At 27.6% G+C, this 18,085-nt stretch carries 17 protein-coding genes and 1 pseudogene; 6 read left to right on the top strand and 12 right to left on the bottom strand.

Features of this window, described 5'->3' with window-relative positions; all coding sequences use genetic code 11:
• Positions 1-28: 28 nt before the first annotated feature.
• From BUB01_RS04360 to BUB01_RS04350, 3 genes and pseudogenes are all read right to left on the bottom strand, one after another.
• Positions 29-235: an alpha/beta-type small acid-soluble spore protein gene (locus tag BUB01_RS04360; RefSeq protein WP_072985468.1), complete on the bottom strand. Its 207-nt coding sequence runs from the start codon at positions 233-235 to the stop codon at positions 29-31.
• A 126-nt stretch (positions 236-361) separates the two neighbouring features.
• Positions 362-508 (bottom strand): annotated as a pseudogene (locus BUB01_RS23950) (3'-5' exonuclease); the annotation flags it as partial.
• A 130-nt stretch (positions 509-638) separates the two neighbouring features.
• A complete protein-coding gene (locus tag BUB01_RS04350; protein ID WP_072985467.1) occupies positions 639-2,639 on the bottom strand; it encodes an ATP-dependent helicase in 2,001 nt (666 codons plus the stop codon).
• Positions 2,640-2,789: 150 nt separating this feature from the next.
• Between BUB01_RS04350 and BUB01_RS04345 the strand changes: the two genes are divergently transcribed.
• Positions 2,790-4,259: a nicotinate phosphoribosyltransferase gene (locus BUB01_RS04345; RefSeq protein ID WP_072985466.1), complete on the top strand. Its 1,470-nt coding sequence runs from the start codon at positions 2,790-2,792 to the stop codon at positions 4,257-4,259.
• 98 nt (positions 4,260-4,357) lie between these two features.
• Here BUB01_RS04345 and BUB01_RS04340 read toward each other — a convergent pair whose 3' ends face one another.
• A complete protein-coding gene (locus BUB01_RS04340) occupies positions 4,358-4,579 on the bottom strand; it encodes a hypothetical protein (protein WP_072985465.1) in 222 nt (73 codons plus the stop codon).
• A gap of 307 nt (positions 4,580-4,886) precedes the next feature.
• Positions 4,887-5,216 carry a hypothetical protein gene (locus BUB01_RS04335; RefSeq protein ID WP_072985464.1) on the bottom strand — a complete coding sequence of 110 codons (330 nt, stop codon included), beginning with the start codon at positions 5,214-5,216 and terminating at the stop codon, positions 4,887-4,889.
• Positions 5,217-5,475: 259 nt separating this feature from the next.
• Here BUB01_RS04335 and BUB01_RS04330 point away from each other — a divergent pair, with 259 nt between their 5' ends.
• The 5 genes from BUB01_RS04330 (at position 5,476) to BUB01_RS04310 (ending at position 9,644) form a co-directional block, all read left to right on the top strand.
• Positions 5,476-6,375, top strand: a complete 900-nt coding sequence (locus BUB01_RS04330; RefSeq protein WP_072985463.1) for a DUF5685 family protein — start codon at positions 5,476-5,478, stop codon at positions 6,373-6,375.
• 6 nt (positions 6,376-6,381) lie between these two features.
• A complete protein-coding gene (locus tag BUB01_RS04325; protein ID WP_072985462.1) occupies positions 6,382-6,966 on the top strand; it encodes a J domain-containing protein in 585 nt (194 codons plus the stop codon).
• Between the two features lie 125 nt (positions 6,967-7,091).
• On the top strand, positions 7,092-7,583 hold the full coding sequence (locus BUB01_RS04320) for a hypothetical protein (RefSeq protein ID WP_072985461.1): 492 nt from the start codon (positions 7,092-7,094) through the stop codon (positions 7,581-7,583).
• Positions 7,584-7,856: 273 nt separating this feature from the next.
• Positions 7,857-8,264 (top strand): transcriptional regulator PerR, encoded by a 408-nt coding sequence (perR, locus tag BUB01_RS04315; RefSeq protein ID WP_072985460.1) that lies wholly within the window; start codon positions 7,857-7,859, stop codon positions 8,262-8,264.
• Between the two features lie 426 nt (positions 8,265-8,690).
• Entirely contained in the window at positions 8,691-9,644 is a 954-nt protein-coding gene (locus BUB01_RS04310) for an FG-GAP repeat domain-containing protein (protein ID WP_072985459.1), read from the top strand.
• 146 nt (positions 9,645-9,790) lie between these two features.
• Here BUB01_RS04310 and BUB01_RS04305 read toward each other — a convergent pair whose 3' ends face one another.
• From BUB01_RS04305 to clpX, 7 genes are all read right to left on the bottom strand, one after another.
• Entirely contained in the window at positions 9,791-10,288 is a 498-nt protein-coding gene (locus BUB01_RS04305; protein ID WP_072985458.1) for a hypothetical protein, read from the bottom strand.
• 81 nt (positions 10,289-10,369) lie between these two features.
• A complete protein-coding gene (locus BUB01_RS23085) occupies positions 10,370-10,534 on the bottom strand; it encodes a hypothetical protein (protein ID WP_159433205.1) in 165 nt (54 codons plus the stop codon).
• A gap of 332 nt (positions 10,535-10,866) precedes the next feature.
• Entirely contained in the window at positions 10,867-11,238 is a 372-nt protein-coding gene (locus tag BUB01_RS04295; protein ID WP_072985456.1) for a hypothetical protein, read from the bottom strand.
• Between the two features lie 284 nt (positions 11,239-11,522).
• Positions 11,523-12,125, bottom strand: coding sequence for a ribosome biogenesis GTP-binding protein YihA/YsxC (yihA, locus tag BUB01_RS04290; protein WP_072985455.1), 603 nt, complete (start codon positions 12,123-12,125; stop codon positions 11,523-11,525).
• On the bottom strand, positions 12,115-14,448 hold the full coding sequence (gene lon, locus BUB01_RS04285) for an endopeptidase La (protein ID WP_072985454.1): 2,334 nt from the start codon (positions 14,446-14,448) through the stop codon (positions 12,115-12,117). Before lon ends, yihA begins: the two co-directional genes overlap by 11 nt.
• Before the next feature lie 325 nt (positions 14,449-14,773).
• Positions 14,774-16,453: an ATP-dependent protease LonB gene (gene lonB / locus BUB01_RS04280; RefSeq protein ID WP_072985754.1), complete on the bottom strand. Its 1,680-nt coding sequence runs from the start codon at positions 16,451-16,453 to the stop codon at positions 14,774-14,776.
• 319 nt (positions 16,454-16,772) lie between these two features.
• Positions 16,773-18,068 carry an ATP-dependent Clp protease ATP-binding subunit ClpX gene (gene clpX, locus BUB01_RS04275; RefSeq protein WP_072985453.1) on the bottom strand — a complete coding sequence of 432 codons (1,296 nt, stop codon included), beginning with the start codon at positions 18,066-18,068 and terminating at the stop codon, positions 16,773-16,775.
• Positions 18,069-18,085 lie beyond the last annotated feature (17 nt).

Genomic DNA, 18,085 nt, shown 5'->3' with positions numbered 1-18,085 from the left:
ATTAACTTAGTGCATTTATTATTATTGATTATTTTAAATTTTGTTCGTAACTTTGAACCATTCTCTTAACCATTTCTCCGCCAACGCTTCCATTTTGTCTTGAAGAAAGATTTCCTTTATCAGTGTTTTCATAGTTTTGTATTCCAACATCTGATGCAACCTCATATTTCCATCTGTTTAATCCTTGTCTTGCTTCTGGAACTAAAGTTCTGTTACTTCTGTTATTTGAAGCCATATCTAACTTCCTCCTTTGTATTTTATTTTGTTTGACACTAATATCTTAACCTCTTAAAAAAATAATAACCTATAGAATTATTAGCAATGTTAACATTTAAAATCTCTATTGGATAACATAACCACATAAGTTATCAATAGCTCTAGTTATCCCAACATAAAGCAATCCTCTTTCCTCTTCAATATTATCTAAATTATTTTTGTGCTGTATAGTTTCATTTACAATATCAACTATATATACGTTTTTAAATTCTATACCCTTTACTCCATTTAATTATAGATGATTTATTATATCTAATTTTGAATATATTTTAATATTAAATTTTAAAAAACACTCCATTCCTTCATTGATTTTTTAACCAATAAAGGAATGGAGTGTTTTTATTGAATTAAGCTCCTGAAATTTATTCTATTTTTCTCATAAGATTATGCTGGAGTATAGTAGCTATAGAAAATCTTCTTTGCATTCCATCTTCAAATATTATGTCTATTTCATCATCTCTAATTTCTTTTATTTCACCGATTCCGAAATAATTATGTGTTATTTTATCACCAGATTTAAAGCCAATATCAGTATTTAAATTAGTAGTGTCAAAGCTTGCTTCTTTTATAAATGGAGATTGCTCCTTAAATTTTCCTCTTACAGCTTTAGGTGCATAAAGATATAAGTTATCAACAGCTCTAGTTATCCCAACATAAAACAATCTTCTTTCTTCTTCAAGATTATCTAAATTATTTTTGTGAGGTATAGTTTCATTTACAATATCAACTATATATACGTTTTTAAATTCCATACCCTTTACTCCATGAATTGTTGAAAGTATTATAGCATCTTGAAAAGCTTTATTTCTATTTTGTTTAATACTTTCCTCCACACTTTCAATATGAACTAAAAAGTTTATTATTGAATTAAACTCTTCAGCTGCACTTTTAAATTCTTCTATGATTTCAAATATATCATCCATACTTTGCTTAAATTTATCTGAATACTCTCTTAAATAATCTAAATATCCAAGTTCAGTTATTATGAAATCAATAGCTCCATAAAGACTCATCTTATTCAAAGAAGCCACATCGCTTTTAAATTCCTCAAGCTTTTTAAGTTGAAAAGGATGAATATCCTCTAAATTTATAAGTGCATCAAATAAATTATCATTATACGGATTAGCTTTTAATTTCTCAACTGCTGACTTGGCTATATATCTAAAAGGCTTGTTTAAAATTTTAAAAAAGCTTTCCCTATCATATGGATCAATGCTTAACTTTAAATAGCTTATTAAATCTTGACATATGAAATGCTTAAAAAAATTATACTCCTTATCTAAAAGCTTAAAAGGAAGCTTCTTTCTAATAAGTCCATCAATTATACTTCTGGCTTCTACATTAGTCCTATATAAGATAGCATTATCAGAATATCTGTCTCCTTTATTTTTATGAATATTAATTTTTCCTATAATATCTTCTATTTGTAAAGCTTCATTATAAGGTACTACTAATCTCAATATTCCTAATCCCTGTCTATATGCTTTTATATCCTTTTGATTTCTACTTTGATTATTACTTATTACCTCCTTTGAAAGCCCAACAATATTTTCAAGACTTCTATAATTATAAGTTAAATATTTTTTTCTCCCATCTTCAAATTCACTTGAGAAATGCACCATACATTCTGGCTTTGAACCTCTAAATGAATATATACACTGATCCTCATCCCCTACTGCAAAAAGACTATTTTGGTAATTTAAAAGTTTTAATAATTCTATCTGCAAATGATCACAGTCTTGAAATTCATCAACTAATATATATTTAAATAGTCTTCTATAAGCTTCCAAAACTCTAGAATCTTTTAAAAATAAGTTCCTGCATTGAATTTGAAGATCATCAAAATCTAATAACCTTCTCTCCTTTTTATATCCTTCATAAGCTTCTAAACACTCATTAAAGATATTCTTATCTAAAGAGGGTTCAAATTCAAAACTTTTTAAACCTGATGTTTTAAATAAAGATATATTATTTATAACTTCTTTTATTTTCTCTTCTGATATTTCATCTAATTTTGTAAGTAATACCTTTTGTATTATTCTATATACAGTTGAAGTATCTATTATTTCTATACTACCTACATGTCTAGATAATATCTTGTAACAAAGCCCATGAAATGTTCCAAAAAACGGTATTGAAGAACTATTATTTCCTTTTACATATCTTTCTTTCATATTTTGAGCTGCAGCTTTAGTAAATGTTATTACTATAATATTAGCTTCATTAATACCCAATACATCTATTAGATATTTAACTCTATTTATTATAACTGTTGTTTTACCACTCCCTGGAGGTGCTATAACTAAAGTATTCTTATATTCACTTTTTACAGATTCTAATTGATATTTATCTAAATTAACCATATAAAATTTCTCCTCTTGTTCGCTCCTCTTATGATTATTGCCAAATCTAAAGATTAATAACTACTCTATTGTAATAATTAAATCCTAGAGTTACAATAGTTTTAGTATACTATTTTACTTAATATTACTCTTAAAGGAGATTTTTTTAATATGGATTATAAATTTGATGTCAGAAATTCTAGAAACCTTACTATGCTTGTAGATTTTTATGAGCTTACTATGGGTAACGGTTATTTTGAAGATGGTCTAAAAGATAAAATAGCTTATTTCGATATGTACTTTAGGAGAGTTCCTGATGGTGGTGGCTATTGCATAATGGCTGGCGTACAACAACTTATAGAATACCTTCAAAATCTTAGTTTTTCTGAAGATGATATAAAATATTTAAGAAAGAAGGATCTTTTTTCAGAAGATTTTATAAATTATCTTGAAAATTTTAAATTCTCCTGTGATGTTTGGGCTATACCTGAAGGAAACCCTGTTTTTCCAAATGAGCCTTTAGTAACTGTAAGAGGTCCTGTTATACAAGCCCAATTTATAGAGACTATGATCCTTCTAACAGTAAATCACCAAACTTTAATAGCAACAAAAGCTAATAGAATTTGTAGGGCTGCAGACGGAAGACCTGTTATGGAATTCGGTTCAAGAAGAGCCCAAGGTTATGATGGAGCTATTTATGGTGCTAGAGCTTCTATAATAGGTGGTTGTTCTTCAACTGCATGTACTATTGCTGAACAGATGTTTAATGTACCTGCAATTGGCACTATGGCCCATAGTTGGGTTCAACTTTACGGTGATGAATTTGAAGCTTTTAAGGCTTGGGCTAATATTTATAAAGATGAATGTGTTTTACTCGTTGATACATATAATGTATTAAAGTCTGGTATACCTAATGCTATACGAACATTTGATGAAATTTTAAAACCTTTAGGATGTAGACCTAAAGGAATAAGAATAGATAGTGGTGATATCACTTATCTTACAAAAAAATGTAGAAAATTACTTGATGCAGCTGGATATGAAGATTGCAAAATAATAATTTCTAACTCCTTAGATGAACATATAATTAGAGACGTCTTAAGTCAAGGTGCTAAAATTGATTCATTTGGAGTTGGTGAACGTCTTATAACAGCAAAATCTGAGCCAGTATTTGGTGGTGTTTACAAATTAGTTGCTGTAGAAGAAGATAAAAAAATATTGCCTAGAATAAAACTTAGCGAAAATGAAGAAAAAATTACAAACCCAGGGTTTAAAAAAATATATAGAATTTTTGATAAAGAAACAAATACAGCCACAGCTGACCTTATAACTCTTCATGATGAAAAAATAGATGAAAATAGTGCTTTAGAAATTTTCAATCCTGTTTATACTTGGAAGAGAAAAAAACTTACAAACTATTACGTAAAACCACTTATGGAGAAAATATTTGACAAGGGTAATTTAGTTTATACTAGTCCATCTGTGCTAGAAATAAAAGAATACTCTAAACAGGAAACTGAAAAACTTTGGCCGGAAGTTCTTAGATTTGAAAACCCTCATAGTTATTATGTTGATTTATCTAGCTCTTTGTGGGGCCTAAAACACAGCTTATTACATCAATATTCTAATATATATAAATAAACTTAAAAAAGCCAAGTTAAACTTGGCTTTTTTAATTAACACATATAAAAAATAATATGATAATATAAATAAATTTAAGTTATTATTTTCAGAATTTTTTAATAACTAGAATTAACTTTAAAACGTTTTATAAAAGTATCCTCTAATTCTTCTTCATCAATCTTATCCATCAATTTTACTCCTTTAAAATGGACATTTGAATTATTAATAAAGGTTTTGAATACACATTCATCTTCATTTCCCTTAAGCCCTAATATAGGACACTCTGCATAACAACTTACAGTTTCTTTTTGGCTAGACCAAAATATACAGTTACTCATATTTTCCTCCCTTATACCCTGTTGTAAAATTAATCCATTTAATTGATATTATATTTCATATCTCTCTAAAAATAAAGCATTTTATTATATTTAAGAAAAATTTAATATTTATTTTAAAAATTGTGTTGTATTAAAATAACTTGAATATGAACTAATCAATAAGTTTAATTTAAAATTACAAACTATATCATCATATTAACAAAAAACATAAGGCTATTGGTAAAATTAAATTTACCAATAACCTTATGTTTTTTATACTTTAAATTGCTATTTTACAAAAAATAGTTTTAATACAGTCATATTTTTATTATAATTTACAACCTGTATTTCTCATAACAGATATATTTATTATTTCATTTTGGAATGCCTTTAATAATGCTTTTTCTAAAACTTTTTCTTGATCAAAGTTTTCTATATCACTACATACAGCAAATACCTTTTGAATATCTCCATTTACATTTCTATACGTTAAAATAACATTTGGTTTATCATATTCAACGTTTATAACTTTTAATCCCCATGTTAACGTTGCATAATCACCATCTATATTTAATCTACTTAACTCCTTTAGTTTTTGTTTTTCCTCACTAGGATCCTTAATTATTATAAGTTCATCTCCAACTTTATACTTTGCCATTTTTTATTCCTCCTCTGAAAGTGCCGTTAATAAAATTATTAATTTATAGAAATTATTACTATATTAAATATTACCACTATAAGTTTTTTTAGTAAAGTATTAAGTAATCTATATTAGCTATTACTATTAATTATGTATATTATTTTCTCCCCATAAATCACTTATTATTAATTATATCTTAATATTTTTATATATTATTTATACATTACTTTTTTTTTGTTATAATATACAAAAGATTAAAATTAAGGAGTGTGGATATTTGTTTGGTTATGTTACTCCTATGAAAATGGAAATGAAAATTAAAGATTATGAAAGGTTTAAAGCCTATTATTGTGGCTTATGTCATGAAATAAAAAAAAATTATGGTAATCTTTCTAGAATATCTCTAAACTTTGATATGACGTTTTTAGGTTTATTATTAGATGGTCTAAGTTATGATAAAACATCAGTAAAAAAAATTCATTGTCCTTTACATATAACTGAAAATAAAGCAATTATAATTGATAGCTCTGCATTAGATTATGCTTCTTCTATTAATGTTGCATTATTCTATTTTAAACTTGTAGATGATGTAATGGATGATAAAAGTTTAAAAGGTAAAATAGGTTCACTATTCTTTCAACATAAAGAAAAAAAGTTTTCTCTTTCATATTCTATTGTAAATAAAATTATTGTAAATGAGCTTGAAAATTTAAAAAAACTTGAAAACTCATTAAATTTTAATTCTATAGATGAGATTAGTCATCCTTTTGCCCATCTTACAGGTATGCTTATTAAAGCTTATCCTAATGAACTTATAAACGATACTTTAGAACTTAGGGATGAACTTTATATTCTAGGCTATAATTTAGGTAAATGGATATATATAATAGACGCTTTTGATGATTTAAAAGAAGATATTTTGAAAAAAAAATTTAATCCAATAAATCATCTTTTTAATAATAATTCTTTAACGGCAGATGAATTTATACCTTTAATAAAGAATAGAATTGAATTTACACTTTTAAATTCTAGTGCATCTGCATATGAAAGTTTTAAAAATTTAAAAATTAATAAAAATTATGATATTTTAGATAACATTTTATCACTTGGTTTAATGGATAAAAACCATAAAATTTTAAATAAATATTGTCAAAATAATTGTAAGTGTGAGGAGTAAATTATTATGAGAAATCCATATGAAGTTTTAGGTATAACACAAGGCGCATCCTTGGATGAAGTAAAGAAAGCTTATAGAGAGCTTGCAAAAAAATATCATCCAGACCAATATACAAGTAACCCATTAAGAGAATTAGCAGAAGAAAAAATGAGAGAAATCAATGAAGCTTATGAAACTATTACAAAAAACCCAAATTACAACAATTCTTCGTTTAATTCATCAAGCTCATCAAATTATTCTTATGAAGAAATTAGAAGAGATTTATCTTCTGGTAGATATCAAGATGCTGAAGCTAAACTAAATTCTATAACTATGAGAGATGCTGAATGGAACTTTTTGTATGGTATAATGCTTACAAAAAAAGGCTGGCATGACAGTGCTTATACTTATATACAAACAGCTTGTTCTTTAGACCCTAATAATTTTGAATATAAGCAAGCGCTAAATTCTTTTGGTCAAAGAACTACAAACTATACTAACAATTACTATAGAAGAAATGACAGAGATGATCTTTGTGATTGTTGCATAAAGCTTTGGTGTGCAGATACACTTTGTGAATGCTGTGGTGGTGATTTAATTTCTTGTTGTTAAAAATTAAGGCCTATTACAAAAAATAATATAAAGCAGATAATATACTGCTTCATTATTTTCTGTAATATAACTAAAGCAGGGTCAATTACCCTGCTTTTAAACTTTATAATAAATTGGAGGTTTTTATGAAAACAAAAAATTTAACTCTTGGTAGTCTTTTTGTAACTATGATAATTATACTTCTCTATATTTCTTCAATAATTCCAACTAGTAAGATAACCTTATTAGCCGTAGTATCATCTATAATACCTTTAACTTTAGTAAAAACTAATACTAAAACAGCTATTTTAGTTTATATAGCTTCTAGTATTTTAAGTTTTTTTCTTGTCTCTAAATCGATAGCTATTATATATATTTTGTTTTTCGGTAATTATGGATTAATTAAAAATTTCATAGAAAAATTTAAGAATATGTTTTTAGAAATCTTTTTAAAGCTATTATTCTTTAATAGTATATTAACAATTTGTTATTTTTTATACAATAATTTATTATTATCTTATTTTAATATTAGTACTCCTTTTATTTATATAATTTTACTTTCTCAAGTATTTTTTTTAATATTTGACTATGCTTTAACCGTTATCATTTCATTTTATATCAAAAAATTGATACATTAAATTATATTTAAACATAAAAAAAAGAACAGTTTTTACTGTTCTTCAAATAAATTGTAGATATAAAAATGAACACGTTCTTTAATTCTTTGTTAAGTAATTAACAACCTTATCTTTATTCTAGCATACCTCTTTAAATTTTACAAGCTTTTTAATTTAAAAGTTTATATTAACACTAAATTTCTAATTTGGTAATGTTATATTAATTAATATCTATTGACAAGAGATAACTATTATTATATAATAAAAGCAAAAATGAAAGCGAGGTTTCTAGTTATGGATAATATAACTACTATTTTTAGAGAGAAAAAACTAAAATTAACCCCTCAAAGAATTGCAGTTTATAAATATTTAAAAAGTACAACAGAACATCCTTCAGCTGAAATAATCTACAAAGCTCTTCAAGACGAATATCCTACTATGAGTTTAGCTACTGTTTATAAAGCTCTTAAAACTCTAGTTGAAGTTGGCTTGGTTCAGGAAATAAATGTAGGTGAAGGAAATTTTAGATATGATGGCAATTGTTCTCCCCACCCACATATTCAATGTGTAAATTGTTCAAAAGTAAATGACTTACACACACTTGATCTAAGCAATTTAAATCAAGATGCTGAAAAACATTGCGATTATAAAATACTTTCAAATAAAGTTTATTTCTACGGTATCTGTAAGGATTGTCAATAATATTTTTAAAAGCTACTTTGAATGTAGCTTTTTTTTATTTTTGGGTATATATATATATTGTAATATGATTTCTACAAATTAAATTTAATATTACCTTTAAATAAGCTATAAAGACTTTATTTAAATAAATGTAGATTTAAAATTGCAATATATATAAGTTTTAATAAATAATCTATATCCATAATTATTAGATTAATCTATAAATTTTGAATAAGTTCAATGTAGCAATTTAATTTGAACTTATATACATAATCTCTTCAAAAATTTTTCTTCATACTTATAATTTCTGTTTTTCCAAATATAACTCAATAATCTTATATTTTTTATCAAATAATTTTAAATTCAATAAATAATTATGTAAATTTCACATATAATTTATTAGTGTAGTATATTACACATAATACTATGTAAACTGGAGGGTTATTTGTGAAACTAAACGTATTTATAATTAAAAAAAATCATGTTTTTCTTTTCTTTTCATCAATTATTCTATTTTGTATAATGGTAGTTTTTTTTAGAGAATATGATGCAAATTCTGACTATGTTAATTTTAATGAAGCTACAGTAGTTACCATGTCAAATACAAAAGATGATGATACTATAAAAAAGGACTTAAATGGTGATGGAAATGAGGATCTTTTATACATAGCCTCAAAAAATGGAAAATATTATTTAGAGGCTAGCATTAATAATAAAACATTGGCTTTAAATCCTAATAAACAATTAAATACACTTGGATATAGTTACCCTTACTGGCCTATGAGTTTAAGTTTTATAGACTTAAACCGTGATAAAAAACCAGAGCTAATAATTCAAAGCTCACAAGACAATTCACCAGTTCAACATATTTTTGTCTATAATAATAATGAATTTCAGGATATCTACTCATCAACTAATAATATTATTGGTATCTTAGATTCAAAGAATAACAAAACACCTAAGCTATTTTCGCTTAGTATAAAAAACGGAATTTCAGAGATACAAAATTATATGATTATTGATAATACAATTAAAAATATATCTTATGAAAATTATCAAATTCCAGCTATTAATAGTATAGAAAGATTTGTAAATTTAATAGAAAGTCCATATGTAATCGCTGAGCCACCTAGTATATTCTCAGAAAATATAAATAGTAATGATTTTTCAATTTTATGGCGTCTTGATAAAGACAACTTTTCTTATGTATTAGAAGATGCTTTCTTTACAGATACAAAATGGGATAAGGATGGTAAAACTGAAACCATTTCTTGGAATATGAATTTTAAAAGAACAAATAAAACTAATATAAGTAATATAGATAGACTCAATATTAAACTTGAAATATCAAAAAATAATTCTGGTTATCTTATAAGTAAAATTAAATCCATACAAAAATAAAAGGGCCACCTATGTGGCCCAAAAGGGGGATGGGGGGGTTTAGCTTTAACGAAGATTTTCTTCATCTAGCTAAAGGAGATATAATCTCCTTTTACATTAGTATTATTACCCCCTAAACATATTTTTATACAATTAAATAAAAATTTTTAATATTTTATCTCTCCATTTTGATACATTTCCATTACCTTATCTAAAAATTTTGCTCTATCCGAATTAACCATGCTTCTTATAGCTTTTAACATAGCTATATTAGGATCACTTTCTTTACTATAACTATTATTAGAAGTTGTAAAACCTTGATTGAAATTCAAATTACTATTAAAGCCACCTGTATTGCCTGAACTAGTATTACGTTGATCTCCTCCTAATAGACTTCCTAAAAGATCTAAAGGATTCATCCCTCCCATAGGGCTTTGATTACTTCCGTTATTAGTATTACCAAGACCAAAACTTCCTGCAAGAGCACCTAAATTATTAATATTAAACCCTTCTTGCCCCATGTTTCCAAAAAGACCCGATAATTGATTCATATCTATATTCCCAAGACCTAGCATTTCAAGCATTTGAGGATTTATCCCTAAATTATTCATCATATTATTGCCTGAGCCATTAAATTCTCTACTTCTATGTTTATGTCTAGACATTAAAGTTCCTCCTTAAATCATACTCTGTATGTATATGATTATATATTTTTTTGGAGGGCCAAAGGCCCTCCAACCACTATTCTAGCAACAAGTTCTATTTGCGCCACCACATAACCAGAATAAAAGGATTAGTATAAATGCTCTATCGTTGCATAACAATCCAGATTTGCATAGTATAAGAAGTGCTGTTAATGCTGTACATGGATTGAAATTATTACAGCACTCTGAATTCTTTTTCTTAGACATAATGATCGCTCCTTTCTTTATCTTTAATTTTTAGCATCATCTTCTACCAAGTCAGCCACATAATAAGAATAGAATAACTAGTATATACTCTCTGTTATCACATACCAGTCCAGATTTTTTGAGAATTAATAAGGTAGTAAGAATTGAAATCCGCAAATTTTGATAACACTTATTATTTTTAGACCTCTTAATATCGCTTTAACATTTAATATTATTATCTCACAAAAAGCTTACTTTTTATTTTTATATCACAGTATATAATGGAATTACTTATAAGATTTATATTGTATATTGTATGCTAGAAATATACTTAAGGCTTTTTGTTATAAGAATTAATTACAAACTGATCCAGCTACTGGAGAACATCCTCCACCACAACCACGTCCACTACCGAAACCACCGCATAAAACTGCAATTATGATTAGATAAATTATACAAGAACATCCACTATTACAGCAGTTATTATCGCAGCAATTCCTTCTCCTTGAACAGCAGCAATTATTATTGTATCCGCCGAAGCCACCAAATCCAGATCCACCTCCGCATCCGCATCCACCGCACATCCAGAATAATAATATTAGCCAAATCCAATTTCCACCAAATCCGCAACCGCCAAAACCAGGTCTTACAGGATCACAATTGTTAATTGGTCTACAACAATTATCTCCTCCACCTAATCCATTTAAAATTTCATTAACGTCCATGATAGATCCTCCTTTATTTTTAAATTTTTAGTTGTTTTATAGTATATACTATTCCATTAATTTGAATTTGACACTTATTTTTGTAATATTGTGTTGTTACTAGGAATATAATTGATATCTAAAAATCTTATTTATTATATTCTTAAAAGTAAAAAAAAGTTAGAAATTTTTTTAAAATTTCTAACTCTTTTTTATTGTTCTTCTTTTAATTAATGATATAAGTCTTAGATTTAAACAAAAATTAAAATCTAAGACTTAACTACTTTGACTCATTCCTATGAAAATTAATTACTATGAGTTTCATCTACTAAATCACTAAATAATATATCTGAAAGTTCTTCTTTTCCAATCTTATTTAATGATGAGAAAAAGTGAAGTTTTTTATTTGATGGTAATTTCAAAGTTTCTCTTATAAGTTTCTCACATTTTCTAAATTCGCTATTTTTTATCTTATCTTTCTTTGTGGCTACAACTTCTATATCATATCCATAATGATTTATCCAATCATACATAAGTATATCATCTTCTGTAGGCTTGTGTCTTGAATCTACTAATAAAACAACCTTCTTAAGTTGTGGTCTATCTGTTAAGTAGTTTTCTATTATCTTCCCCCAACTAGCCTTTTCAGTCTTTGATACCTTAGCATATCCATAACCAGGTAAATCTACAAGATGAAATTCATTATTTATTATAAAAAAGTTTATAAGCCTTGTTTTTCCAGGTGTTTGACTAACTTTTGCAAGCCCTCTCCTATTAGTCAATGAATTAATTATAGAAGATTTTCCAACATTAGATCTGCCTACAAATGCTATTTCATTTATATCAGTATCTGGATATTGTTCTCTTTTTACTGCCGATGTTACAAAATCTGAAGTTTTAATTTTCATTTTTATCCTCTCCAACTAATGCACTCTTAAGTACATCATCTATTTTTTCTGCAAGTATAATATTAAGCTTTGATTTTATTGTCCTAGGAATTTTTAGACTATCTTTATAATTAGCCTTTGGAATAATTATTGTATCAATTCCCGCTCTATAAGCAGCTAAAGATTTTTCCTTAAGTCCTCCTATAGGTAAAACTCTACCTGTCAGTGTTATCTCCCCTGTCATAGCTACATTATGTCTAACCTGCTTTTTAGTTAATGCTGAAACTAACGCAGTTGCCATTGTTACGCCTGCTGAGGGACCATCCTTAGGAACTGCACCCTCTGGCACATGTATATGAATATCTTTTTTCTTATAAAAAGCATCTTTTATATTTAAGTTATTCGAATTAGCTCTTACATAAGAATAAGCAGCTTTCGCTGATTCTTTCATAACATCGCCTAACTGTCCAGTAAGCTCAAGTTTTCCACTCCCATCCATGACTGTTATCTCTACTGGAAGCGTATCCCCACCATAAGCTGTCCAAGCCATACCTGTAACTACTCCTATTTTATCTTCTTCATCTATTTTATCATAAGTAAAATATTTGGGTCCTAAATATTTTTCCACAACTTGAGTAGTTATATTTACTCTTTTTTTATCCTTTTCAAATATATCTCTTATAGCTTTTCTTATAACACTAGAAATTACTCTTTCTAAACTTCTAACACCTGATTCCTTAGTATAATTTTCAATAATAATTCTAATAGATGATTCTGATAAATTAATGGTTTCAGAGTCTGTTCCATTTTCTTTAAGTATCTTAGGAATTAAATGCTTCCTAGCTATATTAAATTTTTCTTCATAAGTATAACCTGAAACCTCTATGATTTCCATTCTATCTAAAAGAGGTCTTGGAATCGTATCTAAAGAATTTGCCGTTGTTATAAACATAACCTTTGATAAATCAGTTTCAAGTTCTAAATAATGATCTCTAAATGCATGATTTTGTTCTCCATCTAAAACTTCAAGTAGCGCATCTGCAGGATTACCTTTAGTATCTGAAGACATTTTATCAATTTCATCAAACAAAATTAATGGATTATTTGACTTAGCTTGTTTTAACGAATATACTATTCTCCCTGGTATAGCTCCTACATAAGTCTTTCTATGCCCTCTTATCTCTGCTTCATCTCTTACACCACCAAGCGATATTCTAACAAAACTTCTGTTTAAAGCCTTAGCTACACTTTTAGCTATAGAAGTCTTTCCAACTCCTGGTGGACCAACTAAGCAAAGTATAGGTCCTTTTAAACTACTACTCATCTTTTTAACTGCAAGATATTCTATAATTCTATCCTTAACATCATCTAAACCATAATGTTCTTCTTCTAAAATAGCTCTAGCCTTTTTTATGTCTATATTATCTTTATTAGATTTATTCCAAGGTAAATCTAATATCCAATCTAAATATGTTTTTATAACTCCTGATTCTGAAGATGATCCATTTGCCTTAAGTCTTGAAAGCTCATACATAGCTTTTTCCTTAACTACTTTAGGAAGTTTTGCACTTTTTATCTTACTTTCATATTCCTTAATCTCTCTTTTATTTTCATCATCTTCCCCTAATTCCTCTTGTATAACCTTTAATTGTTCTCTTAAATAATATTCTTTTTGAAGCTTGTCAATATTTGTTTTAAGCTTAAGACCTATTTTCTTCTCAATTTTTACAATTTCTATTTCATCTTTTATTAATATAATTAATTTTTCTATTCTTTCTTTTACATCAAAAGCTTCTAAAATTTCTTGTTTTACACCTTGTTTTATTGACATATATGATGCTAATATATCAGCTAATGTACCTGGATTCTCAATTTCATCTAAAGATGCTATAACATCTTGACCAATAACACCTGACACTTCATCAAATATTTGAAATTGTGTTTTTAAACTTCTAACCAATGCTTCAATTTCATTATCATCATCAGAGAAATTTTCATCTGTATGCTTGATAACCTCTGAAACATAAAATTGATTATTATTATCTATGGAAATCAATTTAGCTCTCTCTATTCCCTCAACTAAAACTCTAATTAAATTTCCTGGTAATTTAATCATTTGCTTTATTTCACATATAGTTCCCACAGAATATATGTCATCAACTGTTGGTTCTTCAATGGTAGCATCTTTTTGAGTAGCCAATAAAATTTTCTGATTTTCTAACATAGCTTGTTCTAATGAAGCTATGGATTTTTCTCTGCCTATATCAAAGTGCATTACCATGTTTGGAAATATAGTCATACCTCTTAAAGGAATTAGAGGAATATTTAAGATTTCTTTCTCCATTTTTAACCCCTCCAACCTGTAAAAATCTAGTCTCAATAAAGTATACACATAATATGACTAATTTTCAATATGTAAAAAGATGAAGTTGTATAAATTTTCTTATTCTCTTCAATATAAACTTAAACACTTAACGCTTATTCATATAATAATTCTATTAATTCTCTTTAACTACAAATAATTATTCTACAGTTTTCATAATATCTTAAACATTATTTATTCCATTTATAAAGCTCTAAAATTTACTTCAAAAAAACTATAATTATATATGATTTAATCCTATAATCTAAAAAGGGATTAAGTTAAACTTATAACTTAATCCTAGATTTTATGAGTTCATAGATTTTGCATATAATACATCTACAGATTGATCTAATATCTCTTCCTTATTTAAATCTACTTTTTCTATTAACGCTATTTTTATTACTTCATCTATAGTTTTTACAGCCTTAACTTCTATTCCCTCAAAACTTTCATATGATTCACTCCAGTTTTCTTCTGGTATTATAACTAAAGTAGCTCCTGCTTTCTTAGCTGCTGCTATCTTTGCATTTACTCCACCAACTGGCTTAACTAAACCTTGAATTGATATTTCACCTGTCATTGCTACTTTGTTTGAAATCGGAATATTCGTTATAGCACTATATATAGCTGTAACTATACTTATACCAGCTGATGGACCATCTACAGGAGATCCCCCAGGAAAATTCACATGTAAATCATAGTCTTCAGTATTTAAATCTAATAAATTATCAAGAACTGTTAGTACATTTTGAACTGAACAATATGCCGTACCTTTTCTTCTAACCTTTTTATTTGAGCTACTTATCTCTTCCTCTTCAACTATTCCTGATATTTTTAAGTTTCCTCTTCTATTAGATACCTTTCGTGCAGTTGCCTCAATTTCCATAACAGCCCCAATATTGGCACCATATACAGCTAAGCCATTTACAACTCCAACCTGAGGTGATTTATTTATCTTCTTTTCTATTCTTGGAGAATATTCTCCATTTTCAATTACCCACTCAATATCTTCCTCAGTTATATTAGTTCTATTCTCAGTTATAGCTAATCCTGAACAAAGTTGAACAAGATTTACAACCTCTCTTCCATTTGTACAATATTTACTTATAATATCTAAGCCCTTTTCTTCTATATAAAGATCAACCTTTTTAATAGCATTATCGGCTATCTTTTTTATCTCATCTGGTAAAAGTGCTCTAAAATATATTTCAACGCATCTAGAACGGATAGCTGGAACTATTTCCTCAGCTCCCCTTGTGGTAGCACCAATAAGTCTAAAATCTGCTGGCAATCCTTTTTCAAATATTTCCTTTATATACATTGGCATATTAGGATCTTCAGAGCTAAAATATGCCGAATCTAAAAATACTTTTCTATCTTCTAATACCTTTAATAATTTATTAAGCTCTATAGGATGTAATTCTCCTATTTCATCTATAAATAGCATACCTCCATGAGCCTTTGTAACAGCACCTGGCTTTGGTTGTGGTATTCCTGCAATGCCAAGCGATCCTGCACCCTGATATATCGGATCATGAACAGAACCTATAAGTGGGTCTGCAATTCCTCGCTCATCAAATCTTAATGTTGTAGCATCTATTTCTACAAATTTAGAATTTTCCTTAAACGGAGAATTCTTCATCTTTTTTGCTTCCTCTAAAACAAGTCTTGCAGCAGCAGTTTTACCAACCCCAGGTGGTCCATATATTATAACATGCTGCGGATTAGGTCCGCATAATGCTGCCTTTAATGCTTTTATCCCCTTCTCCTGTCCTATAATTTCTTCAAAAGCTTTTGGTCTACTCTTTTCTGTCAATGGTTCCGTAAGTTTAATATTTCTTAGCTTTCTCAACTTTTCCATTTCTTTATGATTTTCTTTATCTATAACTACCTTGTTATTTTTATTTTGACCTGTATTAGAAACTAAGTAAACAAAAAACATAACCATAACTACTATTTGAATAAAAATCAATAAATTTGTCATATCCATATCTGTATTTAACCTCCCTTCTTTCCTTCATTTTTATTATTGACATTTAAACAATATTATATTCTCCAATCTCTCCAAATATTGTGTATAAACTATTAATAATTTTTCTATTTAAAATGCAGAATCAATATACATTTTTACTATAATCCCAAATATAAAATTTTATTTCAGTAAAGACTTTACAATCCAGATATTTTAATATATAAATAATTAATTCAACTCCTTTTATAATAATAAGAACTTTATAAAAGCTCACAATTTTATTTATAAAATTGCAAAAAAAGCTTTAGGTCATACCTAAAGCTTTTTTTATTTATGCTGTTTCAATACCCTTTTTAGGTTTTGATTTTTTTGTTTTTAATACTGGTCTTTTTTCACCTTCTGGAAGTATCTCAACAACCGGTGCTGTTTTATTCTTAATATTATCTTCAGTTATCTTAACCTTAATAATATCTTCTTTAGAAGGAATATCAAACATTACATCTGTCATTAATTCTTCTACTATAGCTCTAAGACCTCTAGCTCCAGTACTTCTTTTTATAGCTTCATCAGCTATAGCTTCAAGTGCCGTATCTTCAAAATCAAGCTCTACATTATCAAGTTCAAATAACTTTTTATATTGTTTTACCAAAGCATTTTTTGGCTTACTTAGTATATTAACTAAAGCTTCATTATCTAAGGCTTCTAATGTAACAACTATAGGAAGTCTTCCAACAAATTCAGGAATTAAGCCAAACTTTAATAAATCTCCTGGCATTATATCCTTTAAAAGCTTACCAACATCCTTTTGTTCTTTAGACTGAATATCAGCTCCAAATCCAATAGAGCTCTTTCTAGTTCTTTTTTCTATTATTTTATCAACACCATCAAATGCTCCACCGCAAATAAATAATATATTTGAAGTGTTAATTTGAATAAACTCTTGATGAGGATGTTTTCTTCCACCTTGAGGTGGTACCGAAGCTGTAGTTCCTTCTAAAATCTTTAAAAGAGCTTGTTGAACTCCTTCACCAGATACATCCCTTGTAATTGACGGATTTTCTGACTTTCTTGCTATTTTATCTATTTCATCTATATAGATAATACCTTTTTCTGCTCTTTCCACATCATAATCAGCATTTTGGATAAGTTTTAAAAGTATGTTTTCAACATCTTCTCCAACATAACCTGCTTCTGTTAATGTTGTAGCATCTGCAATTGCAAAAGGTACATTAAGATATTTTGCAAGAGTTTGTGCTAATAAAGTCTTACCTGATCCTGTAGGTCCAAGTAAAAGTATATTACTCTTTTGAAGTTCTACTTCATCATCAATTTCATTAGAGTTTATTCTTTTATAATGATTATAAACTGCTACAGCTAACGCTCTTTTAGCTGTATCTTGACCTATTACATATTGATCTAAGTAAGTTTTTATTTCAGATGGCTTTGGTAATGTTGTAGAATCAAATTGTACTCCATCTTCAAATTCATCTGCAATTATTTCTGAACATAATTCTATACACTCATCACAAATATATACACCAGGTCCTGCTATAAGTCTTCTTACTTGATCTTGGTTTTTGCCACAAAAAGAACATCTAAGTTGCTTTTTATCATCATATTTTGCCATCCATTTCACCTCTACTT

Origin of the sequence: Clostridium cavendishii DSM 21758 (assembly GCF_900141845.1) — a bacterium.
Lineage (GTDB): Bacteria > Bacillota > Clostridia > Clostridiales > Clostridiaceae > Clostridium_AG > Clostridium_AG cavendishii.
This window is presented reverse-complemented; position numbering and strand designations above follow the sequence as displayed.

What these genes read in the sequence shown, in the direction of transcription:
- BUB01_RS04360 (WP_072985468.1), bottom strand. Translation starts at nt 235, where the DNA reads ATGGCTTCAAATAACAGAAGTAACAGAACTTTAGTTCCAGAAGCAAGA.
- BUB01_RS04350 (WP_072985467.1), bottom strand. Translation starts at nt 2,639, where the DNA reads ATGGTTAATTTAGATAAATATCAATTAGAATCTGTAAAAAGTGAATAT.
- BUB01_RS04345 (WP_072985466.1), top strand. Translation starts at nt 2,790, where the DNA reads ATGGATTATAAATTTGATGTCAGAAATTCTAGAAACCTTACTATGCTT.
- BUB01_RS04340 (WP_072985465.1), bottom strand. Translation starts at nt 4,579, where the DNA reads ATGAGTAACTGTATATTTTGGTCTAGCCAAAAAGAAACTGTAAGTTGT.
- BUB01_RS04335 (WP_072985464.1), bottom strand. Translation starts at nt 5,216, where the DNA reads ATGGCAAAGTATAAAGTTGGAGATGAACTTATAATAATTAAGGATCCT.
- BUB01_RS04325 (WP_072985462.1), top strand. Translation starts at nt 6,382, where the DNA reads ATGAGAAATCCATATGAAGTTTTAGGTATAACACAAGGCGCATCCTTG.
- BUB01_RS04320 (WP_072985461.1), top strand. Translation starts at nt 7,092, where the DNA reads ATGAAAACAAAAAATTTAACTCTTGGTAGTCTTTTTGTAACTATGATA.
- perR (WP_072985460.1), top strand. Translation starts at nt 7,857, where the DNA reads ATGGATAATATAACTACTATTTTTAGAGAGAAAAAACTAAAATTAACC.
- BUB01_RS04305 (WP_072985458.1), bottom strand. Translation starts at nt 10,288, where the DNA reads ATGTCTAGACATAAACATAGAAGTAGAGAATTTAATGGCTCAGGCAAT.
- BUB01_RS23085 (WP_159433205.1), bottom strand. Translation starts at nt 10,534, where the DNA reads ATGTCTAAGAAAAAGAATTCAGAGTGCTGTAATAATTTCAATCCATGT.
- BUB01_RS04295 (WP_072985456.1), bottom strand. Translation starts at nt 11,238, where the DNA reads ATGGACGTTAATGAAATTTTAAATGGATTAGGTGGAGGAGATAATTGT.
- yihA (WP_072985455.1), bottom strand. Translation starts at nt 12,125, where the DNA reads ATGAAAATTAAAACTTCAGATTTTGTAACATCGGCAGTAAAAAGAGAA.
- lon (WP_072985454.1), bottom strand. Translation starts at nt 14,448, where the DNA reads ATGGAGAAAGAAATCTTAAATATTCCTCTAATTCCTTTAAGAGGTATG.
- lonB (WP_072985754.1), bottom strand. Translation starts at nt 16,453, where the DNA reads ATGACAAATTTATTGATTTTTATTCAAATAGTAGTTATGGTTATGTTT.
- clpX (WP_072985453.1), bottom strand. Translation starts at nt 18,068, where the DNA reads ATGGCAAAATATGATGATAAAAAGCAACTTAGATGTTCTTTTTGTGGC.